Origin of the sequence: Streptomyces sp. CC0208 (genome assembly GCF_003443735.1) — a bacterium.
GTDB lineage: Bacteria > Actinomycetota > Actinomycetes > Streptomycetales > Streptomycetaceae > Streptomyces > Streptomyces sviceus.
Genome location: NZ_CP031969.1, coordinates 6,391,130 through 6,413,653, shown reverse-complemented (window position 1 = coordinate 6,413,653; position 22,524 = coordinate 6,391,130). Strand labels below are relative to the sequence as shown.

The 22,524-nt window shown below is 69.6% G+C and carries 16 protein-coding genes; 5 read left to right on the top strand and 11 right to left on the bottom strand.

Annotated features, from left to right (window positions below; all coding sequences use genetic code 11):
- The first annotated feature begins 139 nt into the window (after positions 1-139).
- Positions 140-1,723 (top strand): DUF1996 domain-containing protein, encoded by a 1,584-nt coding sequence (locus tag D1369_RS29440; protein ID WP_007381551.1) that lies wholly within the window; start codon positions 140-142, stop codon positions 1,721-1,723.
- A 59-nt stretch (positions 1,724-1,782) separates the two neighbouring features.
- Here D1369_RS29440 and D1369_RS29435 read toward each other — a convergent pair whose 3' ends face one another.
- Entirely contained in the window at positions 1,783-2,220 is a 438-nt protein-coding gene (locus D1369_RS29435; protein ID WP_007381552.1) for a hypothetical protein, read from the bottom strand.
- Between the two features lie 130 nt (positions 2,221-2,350).
- Between D1369_RS29435 and D1369_RS29430 the strand changes: the two genes are divergently transcribed.
- The 3 genes from D1369_RS29430 (at position 2,351) to D1369_RS29420 (ending at position 5,593) form a co-directional block, all read left to right on the top strand.
- A complete protein-coding gene (locus D1369_RS29430; protein WP_240436108.1) occupies positions 2,351-2,851 on the top strand; it encodes a tetratricopeptide repeat protein in 501 nt (166 codons plus the stop codon).
- 49 nt (positions 2,852-2,900) lie between these two features.
- Positions 2,901-4,826: a hypothetical protein gene (locus tag D1369_RS29425; protein WP_118082697.1), complete on the top strand. Its 1,926-nt coding sequence runs from the start codon at positions 2,901-2,903 to the stop codon at positions 4,824-4,826.
- A gap of 77 nt (positions 4,827-4,903) precedes the next feature.
- Entirely contained in the window at positions 4,904-5,593 is a 690-nt protein-coding gene (locus D1369_RS29420; protein WP_118082696.1) for a TetR/AcrR family transcriptional regulator, read from the top strand.
- On the opposite strand, the gene D1369_RS29415 is transcribed toward D1369_RS29420, so the two are convergent.
- The 10 genes from D1369_RS29415 to D1369_RS29370 all read right to left on the bottom strand — a co-directional run bounded on the left by D1369_RS29415 (position 5,590) and on the right by D1369_RS29370 (position 21,046).
- Positions 5,590-5,943 carry an isomerase gene (locus tag D1369_RS29415; RefSeq protein ID WP_037899753.1) on the bottom strand — a complete coding sequence of 118 codons (354 nt, stop codon included), beginning with the start codon at positions 5,941-5,943 and terminating at the stop codon, positions 5,590-5,592. The two genes, D1369_RS29420 and D1369_RS29415, sit on opposite strands and share 4 nt — an antisense overlap.
- Before the next feature lie 28 nt (positions 5,944-5,971).
- Positions 5,972-7,591, bottom strand: a complete 1,620-nt coding sequence (locus D1369_RS29410) for a fused response regulator/phosphatase (protein ID WP_007381556.1) — start codon at positions 7,589-7,591, stop codon at positions 5,972-5,974.
- A gap of 73 nt (positions 7,592-7,664) precedes the next feature.
- Complete coding sequence (pulA, locus tag D1369_RS29405; protein ID WP_240436107.1) at positions 7,665-13,052, bottom strand: pullulanase-type alpha-1,6-glucosidase; 5,388 nt, start codon at positions 13,050-13,052, stop codon at positions 7,665-7,667.
- A 124-nt stretch (positions 13,053-13,176) separates the two neighbouring features.
- The gene (locus D1369_RS29400; RefSeq protein ID WP_037899756.1) at positions 13,177-13,614 is read right to left on the bottom strand and encodes a glycoside hydrolase family 30 beta sandwich domain-containing protein; all 438 of its coding nucleotides are present in this window, start codon (positions 13,612-13,614) and stop codon (positions 13,177-13,179) included.
- A gap of 46 nt (positions 13,615-13,660) precedes the next feature.
- Entirely contained in the window at positions 13,661-15,052 is a 1,392-nt protein-coding gene (locus D1369_RS29395; protein ID WP_007381559.1) for an alpha-amylase family protein, read from the bottom strand.
- A gap of 109 nt (positions 15,053-15,161) precedes the next feature.
- Positions 15,162-15,728: a dihydrofolate reductase family protein gene (locus D1369_RS29390; RefSeq protein ID WP_007381560.1), complete on the bottom strand. Its 567-nt coding sequence runs from the start codon at positions 15,726-15,728 to the stop codon at positions 15,162-15,164.
- Between the two features lie 128 nt (positions 15,729-15,856).
- Positions 15,857-17,518, bottom strand: coding sequence for a glycoside hydrolase family 13 protein (locus tag D1369_RS29385; RefSeq protein WP_037903243.1), 1,662 nt, complete (start codon positions 17,516-17,518; stop codon positions 15,857-15,859).
- A gap of 207 nt (positions 17,519-17,725) precedes the next feature.
- Positions 17,726-18,634 (bottom strand): ABC transporter permease subunit, encoded by a 909-nt coding sequence (locus tag D1369_RS29380; RefSeq protein WP_118082695.1) that lies wholly within the window; start codon positions 18,632-18,634, stop codon positions 17,726-17,728.
- A 13-nt stretch (positions 18,635-18,647) separates the two neighbouring features.
- Positions 18,648-19,652 carry a sugar ABC transporter permease gene (locus D1369_RS29375; protein WP_007381563.1) on the bottom strand — a complete coding sequence of 335 codons (1,005 nt, stop codon included), beginning with the start codon at positions 19,650-19,652 and terminating at the stop codon, positions 18,648-18,650.
- A 125-nt stretch (positions 19,653-19,777) separates the two neighbouring features.
- Positions 19,778-21,046: an extracellular solute-binding protein gene (locus tag D1369_RS29370; RefSeq protein WP_118082694.1), complete on the bottom strand. Its 1,269-nt coding sequence runs from the start codon at positions 21,044-21,046 to the stop codon at positions 19,778-19,780.
- A 361-nt stretch (positions 21,047-21,407) separates the two neighbouring features.
- Between D1369_RS29370 and D1369_RS29365 the strand changes: the two genes are divergently transcribed.
- Positions 21,408-22,478, top strand: coding sequence for a LacI family DNA-binding transcriptional regulator (locus D1369_RS29365; RefSeq protein ID WP_007381565.1), 1,071 nt, complete (start codon positions 21,408-21,410; stop codon positions 22,476-22,478).
- The last annotated feature ends 46 nt before the right edge of the window (positions 22,479-22,524 follow it).

The window sequence follows — 22,524 nt, the reverse complement described above, 5'->3', positions numbered from 1 at the left end:
TGTCGCCCCGGTTCCCGGTAAACCTCTGATTTGTTTGTGGGACGGCTGAACACCCGTGGGGCGCCCTGCGTATGGGAGGGCGCCGCTTCACTCCTGTCGGGCGCCTCGATGGCCCGGAAAAGGAAGTCAGAGGAGTTCCATGGGACGCAATACACGTAAACGCCGCTCGTCGATGGCCACGAAGGCCATAGCCGCGTCGGCGGCCCTAGCGCTCGGTGGGGGCGGGCTGATCTGGGCGAACTTCTACGCTTCGGCGCACGAGTCGAACAACAACGGCTGGTCCCAGAACCAGACCAAGGCCGCCGCCGCGCAGGTCGCGACCATCTCGTGCCCCGACGTCGGTCAGAAGCTGACGAACGTGCCTCAGAACGCGCGTCAGGGGGTGGCCACGGAGCTGGCCAACCTGGACAAGCAGATCACCGAGGCCTACGCCCGGCTCGCCTCGACGCGGCAGGCCCAGGCGGGTGACTCGGGCTTCGTCCAGAACGCCATCGTCGGTCCCCTGAAGGAGAAGCGGGCGGCCACGATCGACCGGATCCGCATCGACATCCAGCGGGTCGGTGGTCAGTTCAACACCTCGCTCAGCCAGTTGGCGGCCTGCACGACGCAGGCCGCGGCCCCGCAGACCAACGCCGGCGGTGGCCAGCAGAACGGTGGTCAACAGCAGAACGGCGGCCAGCAGCAAAATGGCGGCCAGCAGCAGAACGGCGGCCAGCAGAACAACGGCGGCCAGCAGAACGGTGGTCAGCAGAACGGCGGCCAGCAGCAGGGCAACGGCGGACAGGGCGGCAACGGCCCGGTCGCGGCCGACTTCGTGGACATCACCAAGGTCCAGGGCAACGCCCAGCTCGGCGTGGGCGCCAACGGCCTCCCGGCCAACGGCAACTCGGGCTCGCGGGGCAGCTTCACCACCAAGTGCGGCACCAACGCGAACAAGAACCACAACACGGACAACGTGATCGTGGCTCCCGGTGTCGCCAACGGCGCCCACCACCTGCACGACTACGTCGGCAACCAGAGCAACGACGCCTTCGCGAGCGACCAGGAACTGGCGGCGGCCCAGAGCACCTGCCAGAACCAGGGCGACAAGTCCTCGTACTTCTGGCCGGTGCTGCGCCTGCAGAACGGCACGCAGGACTTCGACCAGAACAAGGACGGCGGTGGCAAGGAAGGCAACGTCGGCAAGATCCTTCAGGCCTCCCAGGCGCAGATCAAGTTCGTCGGCAACAAGAAGGGCAACGTCGTCGCGATGCCGACCGCCCTGCGCATCATCACCGGTGACGCCAAGGCCTTCGTCAACGGCAACGCCAACGCCAACGTGAACTGGTCCTGCACCGGCTTCGAGAACAAGGTGCAGCTGCACGACAAGTACCCGATCTGCCCGCAGGGCAGCCAGGTGGTGCGCACGACCAACTTCCAGAGCTGCTGGGACGGTCAGAACATCGACAGCGCCAACCACCGCACGCACGTGGCCTTCGCCGCGGCGGACGGCTCCTGCGCCAACGGCTTCAAGGCGATCCCCCAGCTCCAGGTCCGGCTCGTGTACAACGTCCCGGCCCCGAAGCTGCAGAACGGCACGGTGGTCAACCCCTACGCGGTGGACACCTTCCCGGAGAACCTGCACAAGCCGATCACCGACCACAACGACTTCATCAACTTCTTCTCCCAGAACACGATGAACAAGATGGTCAACTGCATCAACACCGGCAAGAACTGCCAGTGACGCACTGAGAAAGCCGGCGGTGAGAATCTCTCACCGCCGGCTTTCGCGTGTGCGCGTCCTCAGTGGGCCGAGTGCGTGGCACCCATCTTCGAGTGGTCCGTGCCCTCCTCGATGTCCCCGCCGAGCGTCTTGCGCAGCACCGTCACCGTCTTGGTGGTGTCACCGACGGCGACCCACTTGCGGCCGACCAGGAAGTGACCGCCGTAGTCCTTGGCACCGTTGATCCACTCGCGCTGGCCGCGGTCGGTGGCGAAGGTGGCGAGGATGAACTTGCCGTCGGCGTCCTTGGACTTCTTGCAGACGGCCTGGCGCAGTTCGTCGGCGTCGATCTGGATGTTGGGCGTGCACTTCACCTCGGCGGCCAGGTGTTCCAGGCTCCCGGTGGCCGCGGACGGCACCGCGGCGACGGCCTTCGCGTCACCGCCGGATCCGCAGCCCGCCAGCGCCAGCACCGCGGCCGCGCCGGTCAGCGCGAGCATCGGTCGGGTCAACCTCATCTGTTCCTCCGGTCACGGGGGTCACGTCGGACGGGCCCCGGCGGGGGTCCGTCTCCCCCCATACGGCTGTGGAGCGCGGGACACTCAAATCCTCGTGTCGTCACGGGTACGGCTGTGCGAAAGTGTGCCGGTGAACGAGGACTGGGAAAAGCGAGTGACCGCCGCGTGGGACACCTTCGACGAGTATCCCGAGGAGCGGGCGGCCGAGTTCCGGGCCGTGATCGACGCCCTTGTGGCCGAGCTGCCGGACGACAGCCCGGACGGCCCCTTCGAGCGGGCCTGCGCCTGGGACTCGACGGGGCACTCGGACAAGGCGGCCCCGCTGTACCGGGAGGCACTCGCGAAGGGGCTGCGCGGGTACAAGGGGCGGCGCGCCAAGATCCAACTGTCGAGCTCCCTGCGGAACATCGGGCAGGCGGAGGAGGGCGTCAAGCTGCTCACTCCCGAACTGGACGCCCCGTCCGACGAGTTGGACGACGCCGTACGGGCCACACTCGCGCTGTGCCTGTCCAGCCTCGGCCGCGACCGCGAGGGACTGTCCCTGGTCCTGGGCGCGCTCGCCCCCCATCTGCCGCGCTACCAGCGGTCGATGGCCAACTACGCGCGCGCCCTGGTCGAACCGGAGAGCTGATTCACCTGGGCGGGGGTGACCAACGGACGATTCGCTCGTTCTGCTGAACGTGCAGTCACAGGATGTCGCCCCGCGCCCCGCACCCGGTTCCGGCTCCGCCGCCGACCCCGTCGTCGATGTCGAGCAGGCCGAGGCCGCGCTCGTCGAGCACTACCCCCGGCTGGCAAGGATCGCCTATCTGGTACTGCCGCCGGGCCTCGGCCGTGGCCGGCGGGTCCTGACCGCGCACGCCCTCACCCAGCGCGCCCTGCCGCGGGGCCGCACGGCGACGCCCGTGATCCCGGCCCAGTCGGCCGGCCGCGAGGGCGACCCCGGCTACGCCTTCGTCCGCCTCCAGGTGGTGCGTACGGCGCTGGAGGCCGGCCTGCCGCTCAAGCGCCGGGCGTGGCCCAAGCGCTCCCAGCTCCCGCCGCTGCTCCCCCAGGTGTGGGGCCTCAGGCTCTTCCCGCGCTCCGGCGGAGCCGACGAACTCGCCCTGGACCAGCGGCTGTCGGCCATGTCCGGACCGGCCCGCGCCGCCTGGGTCCTGCGCGGCCTGGAGAAGCTTCCCGACGGTGACGTACGCGAGCTGCTGACGGCGGCGGGCGTGGCCGACGTGGACGCGGCGCTCGACGAGGCCGCCGGCACCGAGGACGCGTACGCCCTCCTCGACTCCCCCGAGTTCGATCCCTGTTCGCTCCAGGCCCGCCCCACCGACCTGATGCGGCGCAGGCAGCACATGAAGGCGGCGCTCGCCGCCGCGGCGGCCGTCGCCGTGTGCGGGGCGCTGTTCGGCATGCCCGGCGACGGCTGGGGCCCCGACGGTGCCGCCGCGCCCCCCTACGCGCAGAACCCCGCCACCCAGGCCGCCCTGAACCCGGCCCTGCTGCTCAAGGTCCCGGCCGCCGCGTGGGAGTCCTCGGCGCGCACCGACTTCTCCGTGTGGCCCGCGCGCGGCGGCCTGACCGGCGACAGCGCCCTGCTGCGCCGCGCGCTCGCCGTCTGGGCCCGCCCCGGCGAGAGCGTCCAGGTCTCCGCGACCCCCGGCACCCCCTCGGGCGGCCCCTCCGGCCCGCCGCAGCTCCTGTACGCCGGGATCGTCGACAACGCGCGCGTGGTGCTCCTCTACGACGGTCTGCGCATCGTCCGCTACGCCGAGCCGCGGGACGGCACCAAGGGCGCGGCTCTCGACTTCGCCCGGGTCGACGGCGCGGACCGGGCCGAGGCGGGCGCGGTCGTGCTGGGCCGGGCCGACGGCAACATCCGCTATCTGACGGCTCCTTGGGTGACGAAGGCCGCCGAGCGGGACCTGCTGAAGCCGAGTGCCGGCGCCATGGACCTCACGCTGACCGGCGGCGCCACCGCGCCGATGGCGGGCCCCGCGCAGAGCGGCGCCTGCACCTCCTGGAACGTGCTCCAGCTGACGGACGCCTCCGGAACCCGGCTGCTGACCGACCTGGGCGAACTGGTCCCGGCCCGCCTCACCACCGGCCGTCCCGGGTCCGTGAAGGACGCCTCCGGAGCGGGGGCGCTGCGCGCCTGGGCGCCGTACGCCTGCTCGCTCGGTGCGATGCGCTCCTCGGGCGTGCGCAGTGTGAACGCCTGGGCCTACGCGTCGCAGCCGCTGCCCGACACGGGCGGGGCGGCCGACTGGGTGTGCACCCGTGCCGAGACCTGGCAGGGCGGCGGGGAGCGGGTGCTGGCCCAGTTCCACACGCCCGGCTCGACGTACGGGGCGGTCGCGGCGAAGGCCGAGAACGTGCCGGCGTGCGGGGCGAAGGACCCGCAGGTGCTGGCCGGGGTGCTGTGGAAGTCGGGGACCGGGTCCTGGTACCTGCTGGCGGCGGGGAGCCGGGGGACGTCGTCGATCAGCGCGACGGGCGGGGTGACGGGTTCCGCCCGGGGCAACCTGCTGGCGGTGAAGGCCGAGCAGGGGGGCCGGGCCGAGCTGAAGGGGACCCTGGAGGACGGGCGGGCGGTCAGCGGGCTCCGGTAGCGGCCGGTGCCGGACGTGTGAACACCGCTGGCCGGACGGGACCGTTCCGGGCCGGATTCGATCGGTAAGGTGTTCGTATGACAACCGGGGTCCGTCGAAGAATGGGAGTCGAGGAACGGCGTCAGCAGTTGATCGGCGTCGCCCTCGAACTGTTCGCCCGCCGCTCGCCCGACGAGGTCTCCATCGACGAGATAGCGTCGGCGGCCGGTATCTCGCGACCGCTGGTCTACCACTACTTCCCCGGCAAACTCAGCCTGTACGAGGCCGCGTTGAAGCGGGCTGCGGAGGATCTCGCGAGCCGCTTCGAGGAGCCGCACCAGGGTTCGCTGGGCGGCCGGCTGCTGCGGGTGATGCGCCGGTTCTTCGACTTCGTGGACGAACACGGGCCGGGCTTCTCGGCATTGATGCGCGGCGGGCCCGCCGTGGGCTCGTCGGCGACGAACGCGCTCATCGACTCCGTACGGCAGGTGGCCTACGAGCAGATCCTGTCGCATCTGCGGGTGACGGACCCGCCCGCGCGCCTGGAACTGCTCATCCGCTCCTGGATCTCGCTCGTCGAGTCGACGGCCCTGATCTGGCTGGACGGCCGCCGTATCCCGCGTGCCGAGCTGGAGATCCAGCTCGTGCACGACTTCGCCGCGCTGGCCGCGGTGAGCGCGGCCTACGACGAGGAGATGACCGCGCTGCTGCGGCACATGCTCAAGGACGAGCCGCACGACGGCCCGTTCACCGACCTCGCCGCCCGGCTGATCACGCTGGCCTCCTAGAGCACGGCCTTGGTGTAGGAGGCGTCCAGGTCGCGCACCTCGGCGGAGAGGTGCACGGTGAGACCGTCCGCGGGGCCGACGTGCTTGCGCAGCAGTTCCAGGACGGCCTCGGTGAGCTTCGCCTTGGTCTCCTCGGACCGTCCGGCGAGCAGGGCGATCGTGACGTTCACGATCGCGTGGTCCTCCTTCTCGCCGCCGACCGCCTCGTCCTCGGTGCGCAGCACCCGGGTCTTGCACGCTTCGAGCTTCGCGGCCGCCGTCTCGACGACGACCGGGTGCAGCGCCAGGGCGAACTCCTCCCAGTCGACATGGTCGAGGTACGGGGAGCGTTCGACGGTGATCTGCGGCATGGGCACTCCTGTTCTATGACGGCACAGGTCACCCTAGCCGCAGTGCCAGCATGGCGATGTCGTCCTCCCGGTCGTGGCCGAAGGTGTCCAGGAGGGTGTCGCACAGCGCGTCCAGTCCAGGCAGGGCGCCCGAGGAGGCCGCGCGCAGGTGTTCCAGGGAGGCCGTGAGGTCGGTGCCCCGGGTCTCGATGAGGCCGTCGGTGACCATGAGGAGCCGGTCGGTGGGTTCGAGGAACAGCTCGGTGGCCGGCGGGTGGGGCAGGCCGACCCCGAGCAGCGGGCCGGCCGCCTCGGCGTAGTCGGCGGTGCCGTTGTCGCGGACGATCAGCGGCGGGATGTGACCGGCGTTGGCGATCCGGGTGCGTCCGGTGTCCGGGTCGATCAGGGCCAGGCAGACGGTGGCCGTGGTGTCGGGGTGGTAGCGGCGCAGAGTCCGGTCGAGGCGCTCGGCGAGCACGGCCGGATCGCTCTCGTCGACGGCGTAGGCGCGCAGCGCGTGCCGGAGTTCGACCATGACGGTCGCCGCGTCCAGCGAGTGCCCGACGACATCGCCGACCGCGGTCAGCACGCCCTCGTCCACGCGTAGCGCGGCGTAGAAGTCGCCGCCGATCTCGGTCTGCCGGGAGGCGGGGACGTAGCGGACCACCACGTCGATGCCCGGCAGCTCGGGCAGCTTGTGCGGCTGGGGCAGGAAGCTGTGCTGGAGGGTGAGGGCGACATGCCGCTCGACCTTGTACATGAGCAGCGGCTCGGCGGCCAGCGCGGTGGCCTGCGCCAGCTGGGCCAGCAGGGCCTCGCCCTCCAGTCCCACCCTGCGCATCCCGCGTGCGGGCGCGGCCAGGCACACCGGGGCCCGGCCGTCCTGGCTGACGACGAGCGCGAGGCGGGCGTCGTGCTGGACACCGGGCCGGAAGAACCCGGCGGGCCACAGCGGCGCCGGCACGGTGGTGAGCTGCACTCCGGCCTGCCCCCGGGTGAGGCGGCGCAGCAGAGCGCTGACGGCCCGGTCGGCGGCCTCGTCGGGCAGTGCGACGGGGATCCGGTCACGGGACAGTCCGCGGTAGAGCTGGTCGTCCTGGTCGAGGACGAAGACCGCGGCCGGGGTTCCGGTGAGCCGCGAGACGCCCTCGGCGGCCGCGTCGGACAGTTCCTGGAGGGTGCGTGCCGACTGGATGGTGACGATCGTCTCGGAGAGCAGGGTGAGCCGTCGTACGAGCGCCCGGTCGCCGGCCCGCAGTTGGGCGTTGCGGACGGCGGCCCGGACCACCGCCTCGATCTCCAGGGGCTCGGCGGGGACCTTCAGATAGGCCTCGACGCCCCCGTCCAGGCCCTGGCAGAAGTCGGCCGGGGGCGAGGCCGCGGCCGAGAAGTGCACGACGGGCATCCCGGCCGTGTGCGGGCGTTCCTTGAACAGTCGGCACAGGTCGAAGCCGCTCATGTCGGGCAGCCCGACGTCGACCAGCGCCACGTCCGGCAGGGTGCCCTTGAGCAGCCGGGTCTCGAGTTCGGCCAGGGCCTCGCGGCCGGTGGCGACCGGTACGACCCGGTGCCCGGCGCGGCTCAGCACGCTGCCCATGGCGTACCGGCTGGCCTCCATGTCGTCCACGACCAGCACGGTCGTGCCTGTCAGCTTGCCTTTTGTTTCCATCTGTCAGCCCTCGGGCAGCACCGGTGGAGCAGACCGGGGTTCGGGGTCTGCTCCACCAAGGTAATGCGTTCAACTAGGGATGGTGGATGAAAACAGCCACGGTTCGCGCCGGAACGGCGAACGTACCGGATTCCTTCTCGTAGGACGCCTCCTTGACGGTAGGGTCCGCCCCTGCGCGTTGTACGGGGTGCAGCCGGTAGGTGCTTCCGGCCAGGGCGTCGACCCGCTGGCTCTGTGCCTTCGGTGTCGCGTTGAAGACGACGACGAGGTCACCGAGTTCCATCGTGATCACACCGGGCGTCTCGTCCTTGCCGGACAGCGGGAAGGACAGCCGCGACTGCACCTGGTCCGCCGTGCCGAGCGAGAACGCCTTCTGCGTCATACGGATCCTCAGCAGGTCCCGGTACGCGGCCGACGCCCCCTCGATCTGCGCACAGCCGACCTTCACCGAGCCCAACAGCGGCTTGGCGTACGGCCACTTGGAGGCGTTGTCGACCGCCATGGGCAGTCCGCGGCCGAAGCCGTTGCCGTCCTTGCAGTTCCAGTGGATCGCGTTGAACCAGTCGCCGCTGTCGAAGGAGTTGCGGTCCAGGGACTTGGAACGCAGCAGGTCGGTGCCCGCCTGGGAGAGCGCCGGGCCCTGCGAGAGGGCGGCCGTGGCCAGGGCGAGGACCTGCATCCGGGCCCGGTCGGAGGCGCTGGTGCCCGCGGGCAGCTTGTACGTCAGCGCGTCGAACAGTGACTCGTTGTCGTGCGCGTCGGCGTAGGCGAGGGCGTCACCGGGCGCGTCCGCGTATCCGGCGGGCTGCCCGTTGTAGTCGACCTCGGCGCCGGTGACCTCCTTGCCTTCGGTGTCGGTGAAGGTGAACTGCTTGAGGTTGCCGGACAGGCCCACCTTGATGAGGTCCTGGTAGTGGAGGAGGCGGGCCTTCTGCTGTGCCTCGGTCCCGTTCGCCGTGGACGTGTTGGGGTCCGTGTACAGCCCGGACGCGAAGCCCTGGACGCCGGGGTCCTCGTCGAAGGGTCCGCCGCCGCGTACGGCGTCACGCGCGCGGTCGGAGAAGGTCGCGATCCCGGTCCCGGCCATGTTCTTCTGGGTGGCTTGCACGAAGCGGGCGTCGTCGGCGACCTCGCCGAAGTTCCAGCCCTCGCCGTAGAGAATGATCTTCTTGCCGTCGACGCCGTCCTTCTTGAGGGTGAGCGCGTCGAGGGCCTTGCGCACGGCCAGGATGTTGGCCTTGGGGTGGTGGCCCATGAGGTCGAAGCGGAAGCCGTCGACCTTGTACTCCCTGGCCCAGGTGACGAGGGAGTCGACGACCAGTTTGCCCATCATGGCGTTCTCGGTCGCGGTGTTGGCGCAGCAGGTGCTGTTGGCGACCGAGCCGTCGGCGAGGAGGCGCTGGTAGTAGCCGGGCACGATCCGGTCGAGCACGCTCGTGGCGGCCTGCCCGCTCGCCGCGGTGTGGTTGTAGACGACGTCCATGACGACCCGCAGGCCGTCGTCGTTGAGGGACTTGACCATCTTCCGGAACTCGACCGTACGGCCGGTGCCGTCCGGGTCGGTCGCGTACGAGCCCTCCGGGACGGTGTAGTGGTACGGGTCGTAGCCCCAGTTGTAGGCGTCCTTCGCGGCGGTCTTCGCGACGCACTCCTGCTGCCGGTCGGAGTCGGCCGGGTAGGAGGCGAGGTCGCAGTCGGTGCTCGCCCGGTCCTCCCGGCGTTCGGGAACGGTGGCGATGTCGAAGGCGGGCAGAAGGTGCACGTAGCTCGTCCCCGACTTCGCGAGCTCACGCAGATGCTTCGAGCCGTCGCTGCCCTTGTCGGTGAAGGCGAGGTAGGTGCCCTGGTCCTCGGAGGGCACGGTCCCGTCCGCCACCGAGAAGTCCCGGATGTGCAGCTCCTGGATCTCGGCGTCCTTGAGGGGCACGGCCTTCGGCTTGGTGTACGTCGACCAGCCGCGCGGGGCGAGGGACCGGTCGTCCAGGTCGACGACGAGGCTGCGCTCGGAGTCGGTGGTCAGGGCGACCGCGTAGGGGTCGGTGACCTTGTTGGTGACGACCTTCCCGGCACTGGGCGCCCAGACCTTGACCACATACCGGTAGGGCTTGCCCTTCCAGGACCCCGGACCGGTGACGGACCAGACGCCGGTGGTGGAGTCGCGCTTCATGGCGACCGTGGAGCCGTCGAGTTCGAGCTTCACCGACTGCGCGGTCGGCGCCCAGACCGAGAGCGTGGGGCGTCCCTTGCTGAACGTCGGCCCGAGATCGGCCTTCGTCGCCTCCGGGTACAGGTCGTCCAGCACGCCCGCGATCTGGACGCCGGTCGCGGCCGGCACGGCTCCGTTCGCGGCCCGTTGGGAGGCGACGAGCTGCCCGCTGAGGGCTTCGCGTACGCGGTCGCGGTCACGTGGGTCCACGGACCAGGCCGGGTAGTCCTTCAGATGCGGGAACCTGGCCTTCTGGGCGTCGCTGAGGGTGGTCTTGGTGAGCCGCAGCCATCGCTCGTCGTCGCTGGTCAGCGCGCCGCCGTGAACGGCGATCGAGCCGTCGTGGGAGTACAGCAGCTGGGTGGAGGCGGCCGCCTCGGAGCCCTTCCAGGCGACCGTGTCGCGGTCGATCCAGACCGCCTTGGAGGTGGTCAGGTCGAGCGCGGCGGCGGACCCGGCGGGCTGCGGGAGGAGGTACTTCTCCTGGCCGTTCAGCAGCCACACCTCGTGGCCGTTCGCCGTGAGGTCCAGGGACTGGTCGGTGGGCAGGTCCTTCGCGTCGCCCTTGTGGATGATGTAACTGAGGCTGGTGGCACCGGCGTTGAGGGGAACCTCGTAGACCGCGCCGTAGGCGTCGGTCCGCACCGGCTCCAGCGGCTTCGACCAGTCGGTGGGGTTCGCGGCGCCCGTCCAGACGTGCAGACCCCAGTCGGCGTAGTCGCCGTCGGCGCGGTGGTAGTGGAGGACCGCCTTGGACGTGTCCTGCGCCGGGTAGTCGGGGCGTTCCGTCCGTACGGCGTCCTTGCCCTGCTCGATCCACACCTCGCCGGTCCTGGTGACGTCGATCGTGCGGTCGGTGGAGACGTCCTTGTCGCCGTCCTTGTCGATGACGAGGAAGCCGACACTGGAGGCACCGGGCTTCAGCTTGACGTAGGCGAAGGCGCCGTACGCGTCCCGGCCGACGAAGGGATGGCTGTTCGGCCAGGTGGTGGACTCGCCGTCGGCGAGGTCACCCCAGGCGTACAGGCCCCAGTCGGCGTAGTCGCCGTCGGTGCGCTTGTAGTGGACGACCGCGTAGTCGCGGGAGGAGGCGGTGGGGGTCTCCTCGGCGGGCGGGGTGCCGGTCACGGACTCCGCTGCCGCTGACGCGGTGCGTCCCGTCGAGTCGACGACAACCGCCTTGTAGCGCAGGGCTGTTCCGGCCGCGGTGCCCTTGCCGATGGTCTGGGTGACCTTGTAGGGGGCGTGGTCGGCGGTGCCCAGCGTCCGCCACTTGCCGTTGCCGGTCTGCGCCGCGAAGACGACCCGGTTGAGCTGTCCGCCCCGCACGTCGGCGGTGAGCTCGACGGTGCCGGTGGCGCCGGCGGCCGGGGCCTTGAGGGTGAGCGTCGGCTTCGTGGCGGGCTCGGCGAGCTTGTCGGCCGCCTTAAGGACGATCGCCGAACCGGCGGGGACGGTGACGGTGATCCTCCTGTCCGCGTCGGAGGTCACGCTCGGGGCGCCGCCGTAGACGCCCTGGAAGGCCATGTTCGCCGAACCGGTCGCGAAGGAGGCCGACTTGGCCTCGCCCGCGTTGTTGAAGGCGACGACGTACTCCTGGCCCGTCTTCGCGTCGGTGCGGGAGAAGGCGTAGACGCCGGCCCCGTCGGCCGCGTACCGCTCCTCCTGGACGCCGTCGGTCAGCGCCGGGTTGGCCTTGCGGAGCTTGGCCAGTTCGGCGATCTGCCGGTACAGCGGGGCGCTGGTGTCGTACGCGTCGCTCGCGTGGGTGCGGTCGGTGCCGATCTCGTCGTCGTCCAGATAGTCGGCCGTCCTGGACGCGAACATCGTCTGCCGGGCGTCCTTGTCGCCGCCGGCGCCGGTGAAGCCCTGTTCGTCGCCGTAGTAGACGACGGGGTTGCCGCGGCTGAGGAACATCAGCTCGTTGGCGAGCTTGTCCTTGGCGAGCAGTTCGGCGTCGCCGGCCGTGGGGTTGTCCTGGTTCAGGAAGTACCCGATGCGGCCCATGTCGTGGTTGCCGAGGAAGGTGACCTGCTCGTAGGCGTTGGCCTTGTCGGTCGTGTACTTGTAGTCGTCGCCGAAGACCCTCGCGAGGGACTGTGCGCTGCCGCCCTGGGAGGCGTACTGCCGGGCGGCCTCCTGGAAGGGGAAGTCGAGCGTGGCGTCGAGTCGGCCCTGGGTGACGTACGGCGAGGTGATCGACGTGTCCGCGGAGTAGACCTCGCCGAACATGAAGAAGTTCTTGCGGCCCTGCCCGGCCGCGTAGGCGTCGAGGGCCGTGGCCCACTGGGTCCAGAACTCCATGTTCACGTGCTTCACGGTGTCGATCCGGAAGCCGTCGATACGGAAGTCCCTGACCCAGCGCTGGTAGATCTTCTCCATGCCGGAGACGACCTCGGGACGCTCGGTCCACAGGTCGTCGAGTCCGGAGAAGTCGCCGTAGGTCGTGGACTCGCCGGCGTAGGTCGAGTCGCCGCGGTTGTGGTACATCGCCGGGTCGTTGAGCCAGGCGGGGACCTTGGCGCTCCTGCTGGTGACGGTGGGCGTGCGCGGGAAGGAGTCGGCGTCCACGGCGGGGAACTTCTTGCCGCCGGACGCGTAGTCCGCGTCGTCGAAGGGCTCGCCGTCCTTCGTCAGATACGGGAAGGCGCCCTTGGAGAGGTAGTCGTAGGACTTCTCCTCGTAGTCGACGACGTCGGCCGTGTGGTTGGTGATGACGTCGAAGAAGACCTTCATGCCCTTGGCGTGGGCCTTGGAGATGAGGGTCTCCAGGTCCTTGTTGGTGCCGAAGTGCGGGTCGACCTGGGTGAAGTCGGTGATCCAGTAACCGTGGTAGCCGGCCGAGGCGTTGGACCCCGTGCCCTGGACGGGCCGGTTCTTGAAGATCGGGGCCATCCAGATGGAGGTGGTGCCGAGGCCCTTGATGTAGTCGAGCCGCTTGGTGAGGCCCTTGAGGTCGCCGCCCTGGTAGAAGCCCTTGTCGGTGGGGTCGTAGCCGGTGCTCAGCCGTGAACCGGTGAGCCCGCCCCGGTCGTTGGAGCTGTCGCCGTTGGCGAAACGGTCCGGCAGGACGAAGTAGAACTGCTCACGGGTGTCGTCGTGCCGGGCCGGTTGCGCGGCGAGCCTCGCGTCGGAGGGTGGTGGCGGCGGGGTGTCCGCCCGGGCGGACAGCGGCTGGACGAGCGCTGCGGCCAGCGCGGTCACGGTGACCGCGGCGACCCGTCCGGCATGCGTGGTGCGGCGCCTGGACGGCACCGGCCATCTCGGTATCACAGACGTGGACTCCTTGCGATGTACGGCTCTGCGGGTCCGACCCCGCGTGACCGTATCGCCGCCGTAAGGATTACAGCAAGAGTCCTGAAACGACTGGAAAGAACTTTCAGTGCCGGATGGTGTACGTGACGAGCGAACGGGCCGGGACGGTGGCCGTGAGCGAGCCTGCGGTGACCGGGACCGACGCCTGACGGGCGGTGCTGTTCGAGCCGTTGGTGAGGTACGGCGTCGCGGTCCCGCTGGTGATCCCGGTGTTGCGGAGGCTGAGGCCGGCCTGGTCCGCCTCGGTGGCCGTGTTCAGCGCCACTACGGTGACCGTGCCGTCGGTGTTGCGGAACGCCGAGAGCTTCAGCGCGCTGTCGGGGGTCGTGGCGCCGACTCGGATGGCGCCGGGGCGGATGAAGCGGCTGTAATTGGCCATCGCCCACAGCCGCTTGGAGACGTGGTAGCTGTCGCCGTCCATCTGGATCAGGCCCCGGGTCGCCCCCAGTGAGGCGCCGTACAGGGAGCGCTCCCATAGACAGCAGGGAACGTAGGACGACACTCCTTGAGCGTCAATCCCACGTTTCCCGCCAGCCACCCTCCCGGACTCAGCAGCCGGTCTTGCCCGCGTAGATCGCGAGCGCCGTGTTGGCGCCGAGGGTGGCGGTGAACTGGCCGTTGGAGCCGACCGTCACGCTCGTGTTGTGCTGCACGTCGCAGTACGTCCCGGCGGGCAGCGAGGTCTGGTAGGTGCGGCTGAGGCTGCTCGACTCGTGGTTGATGGCGACGTACCCCTTGGCGCCGCGCCCGAAGGCGATCGCGTCGCCGCCGTTGTCCCACCAGTTGGTGACGGACTCACCGCGGACGGCGTTGCGGAAGGCGACCATGCGGAGGATCTCCGGCCAGGCGTGCTGGCACTTCCAGCCGTCCTGCCAACAGGCGTTCACGGAGCCGCTGTTGGGCGGGCCCGCGTCCTTGTCGGACCATTCGTAACCGGAGTTGATGTCCGGGGCGCCGTACGGATAGGCGAGCATGAAGACGTTGGCGAGTGTGTAGTCGGCGCCGTCCTTGTAGTTCAGGGTGGAGCCGTTGCGCTCGGTGTCGTGGTTGTCGACGAAGACGCCGGCCACCGAGCTGCTCAGGTATCCCCATCCCTCGCCGTAGTTCTTCAGGTAGGCGAGGTTCTCGTTGTTGAAGACCCGCTTGAGGTCGTAGGCGTAACGGAACTCCTGGACGTCCCCGTTGCCGGTGTACTCGGTGGGCTGGACGGCCTCTCCGCTGCCGTAGATGACCTCCTGCTTCCAGTACGCCGAAGGGTTGCTCAGCCGGGACTTGATGTTGGCGAGGTCGGTGGCCGGGATGTGCTTGGCCGCGTCGATGCGGAAGCCGTCGACGCCGTAGCCGAGCAGGGAGTTCAGGTAGCCGGCGATGGTGGCGCGGACGTAGTCCTCGCCGGTGTCCAGGTCGGCGAGGCCGACGAGTTCGCAGTTCTGGACGTTGGCGCGGTTGGTGTAGTCGCTGATGGTCGAGGTGCAGTCGTCCATGTCGTACGAGGAGTACAGGCCGGGGTAGTTGTACTTCGAGTACGACGATCCGCCGGTACCGGTGCCGCTGCCCGCGGACATGTGGTTGACGACGGTGTCGACGACGACCTTCACACCGGCCGCGTGGCAGGTGCTGACCATGTTCCGGAAGGCGGTGGCGTCACCGAGCCGCCCCGCGATCTTGTAGCTGACCGGCTGGTACGAGGTCCACCACTGCGAGCCCTGGATGTGCTCGGCGGGCGGGGAGACCTGGACGTAGCCGTATCCGGCGGGGCCGAGGGTGGTGGTGCACTCCTTGGCGACGGAGGCGAAGTTCCACTCGAAGAGGACTGCGGTGACGTCCTTGCCGCCGGGCGGGGAGGCCTGGGCGGCGGTGGGGGTGAGGACGGCCACCGCGGTGGCGAGCACGGTGGCCGCGGCGGCGGCTGTGACCCTTGCGGAGCTTCTCGGTATCACGTGGGGGTTCTCCTTACGCGACGGCCGGGCGTCTTTGCCCGGCGCCGGCGAGAACGTACCGCTGTTGAAATGTTTACAGCAAGAGTCGCGAAAGTAACGGCAAGAACTTTCACACTTGGCTGGCGGGCCTGCCGGGGAGGTCGCCGCGGCTGCCCCCGCAGGCGTACACGATCTCCACCGACCCGCCGGGCAGGGCCCGTTGGCTCTGGAAGGTCAGTCCGGTCTCGGGGCTGAGCGCCGGGGTGAGCTGGGTGCCGCCGCCGAACAGCATAGGCAGCACGATCAGTTCGAGGCGGTCCAGGGCGCCGAGCGCGTGGAAGGTCGCGATGGTCCGCGGGCCGCCGATGAGGTGGACGTCGCCGCCCCGGTTGGCCGCGCGGATCTTCTCAAGGAGCCGCACCGGGTCGCTGTCGGTGGTGACGTGGTCGGGGGTGCCCTCCGGGCGGTGCGAGCCGAGGACGAACACGTCCAGGTCGGGCCACGGCCAGCGGCTGTTGGTCAGGGCGGGCTCGAAGGTCGTACGGCCCATGAGCGCGGCCTCGCAGTCGGCCAGGAACTCCCGGATGCCGTGGCTCTGGCCGGAGACGAACGCGGGGTCGGCGGTCAGCGCGGGCCAGCCGCTCGGGGTGGTCACATAGCCGTCGGCGCTCATGCTCAGGCGGGCGCGGATCTGCATGATGTCTCCTCGGGTAGGGGGCGCTGTTGCGCCCTTCCACCCAAGCGTCGAACGCGGCTCCCGCCGATCGACACGCCCGGCGAAAAAATCACCGGGCCCGGTCGGGGCCCGGTGATCCCTGTCCGTCCTCAGGCCGTCGTCCACCACACGGTCGTGTCGGCCGGCACCTTCGCGTCCCCGTCGACCTCGGCGACCTCCCCGCTGGCGAGCAGCAGACGGCCGTATGCCGGAGTGGTCACCGACTCGCCCCCGGTGTTGGCGACACAGACGAACTCGCCACGGCGGAAGGCGAGAACGCCCGCGGGCGCGCGCAGCCACTCGACCGCGTCGCCGGCGCCGAGGCCGGGCTGGGCGCGGCGGACGGCGAGGGCCGTGCGGTACAGCTCCAGGGTGGAGCCGGGGTCGCCGGTCTGCGCCTCCACGCTCAGCTCCGCCCACTCCGGCGGCTGGGGCAGCCAGCTGCCGCCCGCGCCGAAGCCGTACGACGATCCCTCGCGCGTCCACGGGATCGGCACCCGGCAGCCGTCGCGGAAGCCGTCCTGGCCCGCGCCGCGGAAGTACGCCGGGTCCTGGCGGACCTCGTCGGCGAGGTCGACGACGTCCGGGAGGCCGAGCTCCTCGCCCTGGTAGATGTACGCCGATCCGGGCAGCGCCAGCATGAGCAGCGTGGCGGCGCGGGCGCGGCGCAGCCCGAGCTCCCGGTCCCCCGCCGTGCGGATCTGGGTGCCGAGGCCGGGCGGGTTGGCGAAGCGGGTGGCGTGGCGGGTGACGTCGTGGTTGGAGAGAACCCAGGTGGCCGGGGCGCCGACCGGGCGCATCGCGTCCAGCGTGCGGTCGATGACCTCGCGCAGTTCCTCGGCGTTCCAGGCGGTGCTCAGGTACTGGAAGTTGAAGGCCTGGTGGAGCTCGTCGGGGCGGACGTAGTTCGCGGTGCGCTCGATGGTCGGGGTCCACGCCTCGGCGACGAAGATCCGCTCGCCCGAGTACTCGTCGAGGATCAGCCGCCACTGGCGGTAGATCTCGTGCACCCCGTCCTGGTCGAAGAACGGCATGACATCGTTGCCCAGGAGCTTCACCTGGTCGTGGGATCCAAGGTCCGGAAGGCCCTCCGCCTTCACCAGACCGTGGGCCACGTCGATACGGAAGCCGTCCACGCCCATGTCCAGCCAGAAGCGCAGGATCGAGCGGAACTCGTCGCCGACGGCCGGGTGGTCCCAGTTGAAGTCGGGCTGCTCGGGGGCGAAGAGGTGGAGGTACCACTCCCCGTCCTCGACGCGCGTCCAGGCGGGGCCGCCGAAGATGGACTCCCAGTCGTTGGGCGGGAGTTCGCCGTTCTCGCCCTTGCCGGGGCGGAAGTGGTAGCGGTCCCGCAGGGGCGATCCCGGGCCCTCGGCGACCGCCCGCTTGAACCACTCGTGCTGGTCGGAGGAGTGGTTGGGCACCAGGTCGACGATGATCCTGAGCCCCAGTCCGCGGGCGTCCCGGATCAGCGCGTCGGCGTCCAGGAGGTTGCCGAACATGGGGTCCACCTCCCGGTAGTCGGCCACGTCGTAGCCGGCGTCGGCCTGCGGGGAGGCGTAGAAGGGGCTGAGCCACACGGCGTCCACGCCGAGGTCGCGCAGGTACGGCAGTCGGGTGCGGATGCCTTCCAGGTCGCCCATGCCGTCGCCGTTGCTGTCGGCGAAGCTGCGCGGATAGACCTGGTAGATCACCGCGTCCCGCCACCAGTCGCTGCGCTTGGCTTCGGCGGAGTGGGCGGCCGGGGCGAGGGCGGAGTGCTGCTGGCTCATGGCGTCCTTGATGTGTAACGGGTTCATCAGGTCAAAGGTAGGAAGAGTGACGAGGCGGCCGCGGTCACAGCGGGGTCGGATGGAGACCACGGCCACCTCGGGTATTGGGGGTGTGGGGGCTTGCCCCCACAGGGGCGCGGGGCTGCATCGCTGTGCGGCTCCGCCGCGTGGGCGCGACCAGCCACGACGGCGCCGCATCGGGCAGCCCTACCCCTTCGTGCCACCGGCGGTGAGCCCAGTGACAAGGTTCTTCTGCACCAGGTAGAAGAACGCCGACACGGGTATCGCGATCAGCACCGCCGTCGCCGCCATCAGGTTCCGCTGGGCGTCGTGCTCGCTCACGAAGCTCTGCAGTCCGACCGCGAACGTGTACTTCGTGTCGGACAGCATGAACGTCGAGGCGAACGCGACCTCACCGAAGGCCGTGAGGAAGCTGTAGAACGCGGCGACCGCGAGCCCCGGCTTGGCGAGCGGCAGGATCAGCCGCGCGAACGTGCCGAAGGGGGTCAGCCCGTCGACGCGTCCGGCCTCGTCGATCTCGAACGGGATGGTGTCGAAATAGCCCTTCAGCAGCCAGGCGCAGTAGGGCACCGCGGTCGTGCAGTACACGAGGACGAGCCCAAGATAGCTGTCGATGAGCTGGAGGTCCGACAGCATCTGGTACATCGGCACCATGAGTACGGCTACCGGGAACATCTGGGTGACCAGGAGCACCCACATGAACTTCCGGTACCCCGGAAAGCGCATCCGGGACACGGCGTACCCGGTGGTCGCGGCGATCAGTACGCCGATCACCGTGGTGCCGAGCGAGACGATCAGCGAGCTCTTCAGCCAGTCGAAGAAGGCCGTGTGCTGGAGGACGAACGAGTAGTTGTCGAACGTCATCTTCTTCCAGATGCCGCCCGGGTGGAGGTAGTCGTCCTTGTCCGGGCCCAGGGACAGGAAGACCAGCCAGAGGATCGGGAACAGCGCGATCAGGCTCGCGACGATCAGGATGCCGTGCGAGACGAGGGAGCCGGCGAGGCTCTTGTCACCGCGGCGGCGGATCCGTCCGGGCGCCTGCGCGGGCGCGGTCCGGGACACCGCGGCGGAGGTCTCGACAGTGGTCGTACTCATGGGAACTCCTGCCTCAGATCGCGAGCTGCTGGTCATTGCGGTTCAGCCAGCGGCGGTAGAAGGAGGTGAAGACGATCAGGATGGCCAGCAGCAGGATGCCGTACGCCGCCGACTGCGCGAAGTCACGCGGCTGCTGTCCGAAGCCCAGGTAGTAGGCCCAGGTGACGAGGATCTGCGCGTCCGGCGCGGTGTTGCCGAACAGCAGGAAGATCACGGCGAACTGGTTGAACGTCCAGATGATGCCGAGCAGCACGACGGTGGAGCTGACGCTTCTGAGGCCCGGGAGGGTGACGTACCGGAACCGCTGCCAGGCGCTCGCGCCGTCCATCTCCGCGGCCTCGTACAGCGAGGCGTCGATGGACTGGAGTCCGCCGAGCAGGGAGACCATCATGAACGGCACTCCGCACCAGGTGTTGACCATGATGGCGGCGGTCCGCTGCCAGAAGGTGTCCTCCAGCCAGGCCGGACTCGGCAGATGCAACGCGTCCAGGACGGTGTTGATGATGCCGCCGTCGGCGAGCATGAAGCGCCAGCCGAAGACGGTGACGAAGGTCGGTACGGCCCAGGGCAGCACCAGGATCAGCCGGTACAGCGTGCGGCCGCGCAGCTTCTGGTTGAGCAGCAGCGCGAGGCCGAGCCCGATGCAGTAGTGCAGGGCGACGCACAGGGCCGTCCAGACGACGGTCCAGATGAAGTGCGACCAGAAGCGGTCGTAGGCCGTGTCGCCCCACAGGATGTCGGCGTAGTTGTCCAGGCCGATGAACTTGTAGGTGGCGTCGATGTGGTTGACGCCGATCGTGCGGGCCGTGTTGAGACTGTTGGCGTCGGTGAGCGTGAGGTAGACGCCGTAGACCAGGGGGTAGAGCACGAGGACACCGAGGACGACCGCCACCGGGGCGATCATCGCGTAGGCGTACCAGTGTTTCTGGTAGCCGTGCTTCAGACGTTGGCCCAGCCCGGGCCGCGGCGCGCGGTCACCGTGGCGTTTGCCGGTGGCGCGGTCGATGGCGACTGTCATGTTCGACACCTTCTGGAAGTTCTGCGGCTCTGAGAAGTGGCTGGGCGACGCGGTCCGCCGGGCGCGGGCCGGTGGCCGCCGGATCCCTCCCCCCGATGACCGGGGGATCCGGCGGCCACGCGGGCTCACTTGCTGAAGTCCGGCACCAGCTTGGCGATGGCGGTCTCGACGTTGCCCAGGCCCTTGTCCAGGGACTCCTTGCCACCGGCGATCTTGAGCAGCTCGGTGTCCAGCGGGGTCAGCAGGGAGCTGTACTCCGGCAGGGCCACGCGCGGCTGGGCGGAGGCGAGGACCGTCTGGTAGCCGGCGATGCCCGGGTCGGCCTTGACCTCGGCGGTGTAGGCGTCGTCGCGGGTGGGCAGCGTGGAGTTCTTCAGCGCGATCTGCGTCTGCGACTTCGCGGAGGTCATGAAGCCCACGAACTTCTCGGCCGCCTTCTGGTGGGCGGAGTCCGAGCCGGCGTAGACCGAGAGGTTGTGGCCGCCCGTCGGGGCGCCCGCCTTGCCGGCGGAGCCGGCCGGGACGGTGGTGATGCCGAGGTTGGACTTGTCCGTGAACGCGGAGCCCTTGTAAAAGTTGGTGATCTCCCACGGGCCCTGGATGATCGCGGCGACCTTGCCGTTGACGAACGCGTCCTGGATGTGGGCGTAGGCGTCGGCGGTGGTGTCGGCCTTGTGCAGGCCCTTGCCGGAGAAGAGGCTCAGCCAGGTGCCGTAGCCCTTCTTGGCGGCGGCCGAGTTCACGGTGATCTTCTTGGCGGAGGCGTCGACGGTGTCGGTGCCCTCGCCGAAGAGGAACGGCTGGGCGTAGTAGGCCGCGGTGGAGCCCCAGTAGCCGTCGACGCCGGTCTTCGCCTTGATCGTGGCGGCAGCGGTCTTCAGGTCGTCCCAGGTCTTGGGGGCCTCGACGCCGGCCTTCTCGAAGAGCTGCTTGTTGTAGACCAGGGCGAGGGTGTCGGTGACGAAGGGGACGCCGTAGGTCTTGCCGTCGTACTGGGCCTGCTCGATCAGGTTCGGCTTGAACTTGGCCTGGTCGGCGAGGGCCTCGGTGCCGTCGAGCGGCAGGAAGTAGCCCTTCTTGGCGAAGGCGGGGGTCCAGCCGACGTCGGAGCGCAGCACGTCCGGGGCGCCGCTCGCGCCGGCCGCGGTGTCGAACTTGTTCTGCGCCTGGTCGAACGGGACGTTGACGTACTTGACCTTGATGTTCTTGTTGGCGGCCTCGAAGTCCTTGATCAGGGCCTTGTACGTCGGCGCCTCATTGGTGGCGTTGGAGGTGTCCCACCAGGTGATGGTGACCGGACCGTCGGCCTTGTCGCCGCTGTCGCTTCCGCCGCAGGCCGTCGCCGCGAGGGCGAAAGACGCCACCAGCGCGGTGGCTGCTATGCCACGCCGCATGAGTTCTCCTTGAGGGTGAAAGCCCGTGAGATGCAGGGACAGGCCCCGTCTGCCGTCCCTGTCTGCCGACTGCGCCGTTGCGGCCGCCGGGCGAGTGGGAACGTAACAGCGATGCAAGACTTGCGAAAGACCTTGCAGAAAAAAAGTGCAAGGGGCAGCGGAAGTTACCCCGCCGTGACCCCTTGTCGACCGTCGCGAGACCCTTGTTTTACGGGGCTGAGCGGGACGACTACGGGTTGTGCAAGACTCTGCAAGCTCTTGCCATCTTCCTCCCGGACGGGAATCATCCCCTTGCGGGGCAAGGTGCACCGACCAGAACAGAGGGACCGCGATGACGATACGGCCGGTACAGTCCGGTGCCGTGACCACACGGCTAGCCGACATCGCTGTTCAGGCGGGTGTGAGCGAAGCGACCGTCAGCCGCGTCCTCAACGGGAAGCCGGGGGTCGCCGCCACCACCCGCCAGTCCGTGCTGGCCGCACTCGACGTGCTGGGCTACGAACGGCCGGTGCGGCTGCGGCAGCGCAGCGAGGGTCTGGTGGGCCTGATCACCCCGGAGCTGGAGAACCCGATCTTCCCGGCCCTGGCCCAGGTGATCGGCCAGGCGCTGACCCGGCAGGGGTACACGCCGGTCCTCGCCACCCAGACCCCGGGTGGCTCCACGGAGGACGAGCTCACCGAGATGCTCGTCGACCGGGGCGTGGCGGGCATCATCTTCGTCTCCGGGCTGCACGCGGACACCTCGGCGGACATGCAGCGCTACGAGCAGCTGCGGGCGCAGGGCGTGCCGTACGTGCTGGTGGACGGTTTCTCGCCGAAGGTGCAGGCGCCGTTCATCTCCCCCGACGACCGCGCGGCGATGGCCCTCGCGGTGACCCATCTGGTGTCGCTGGGGCACACGCGGATCGGCCTCGCGCTCGGCCCGAAGCGTTTCGTGCCGGTCCAGCGCAAGATCGAGGGCTTCGTTCGCACCATGCAGGACCTGCTCGGTCTGGCGGCGGCGACCGTCGAGGCGGACCTCGTCCAGCACTCGCTCTACACCCTGGAGGGCGGTCAGGCGGCCGCGACGGCCCTCATCGACCGTGACTGCACGGCGGTGGTGTGCGCGAGCGACATGATGGCGCTGGGTGCGATACGGGCGGCCCGGCAGCGGGGCCTGGAAGTCCCCCGGGACGTGTCGGTCGTCGGCTTCGACGACTCCCCGCTGATCGCCTTCACCGACCCGCCGCTGACGACGGTCCGCAAGCCGGTGCCGGCCATGGGACAGGCGGCGGTACGGACCCTGCTGGAGGAGATCGGCGGAACGCCCGCGCCGCACAGCGAGTTCGTGTTCATGCCCGAGCTGGTGGTACGGGGTTCGACGGCTTCGGCCCCTGGGGAACGCGGTCGTTCTCAGGGTGGAGAAACCGGGCTTTCCGCAGTGCGCCGGTAGGAGAACGGGGCAGTCTTCCCGCCGTAGGACATGCGACCCGAACCCG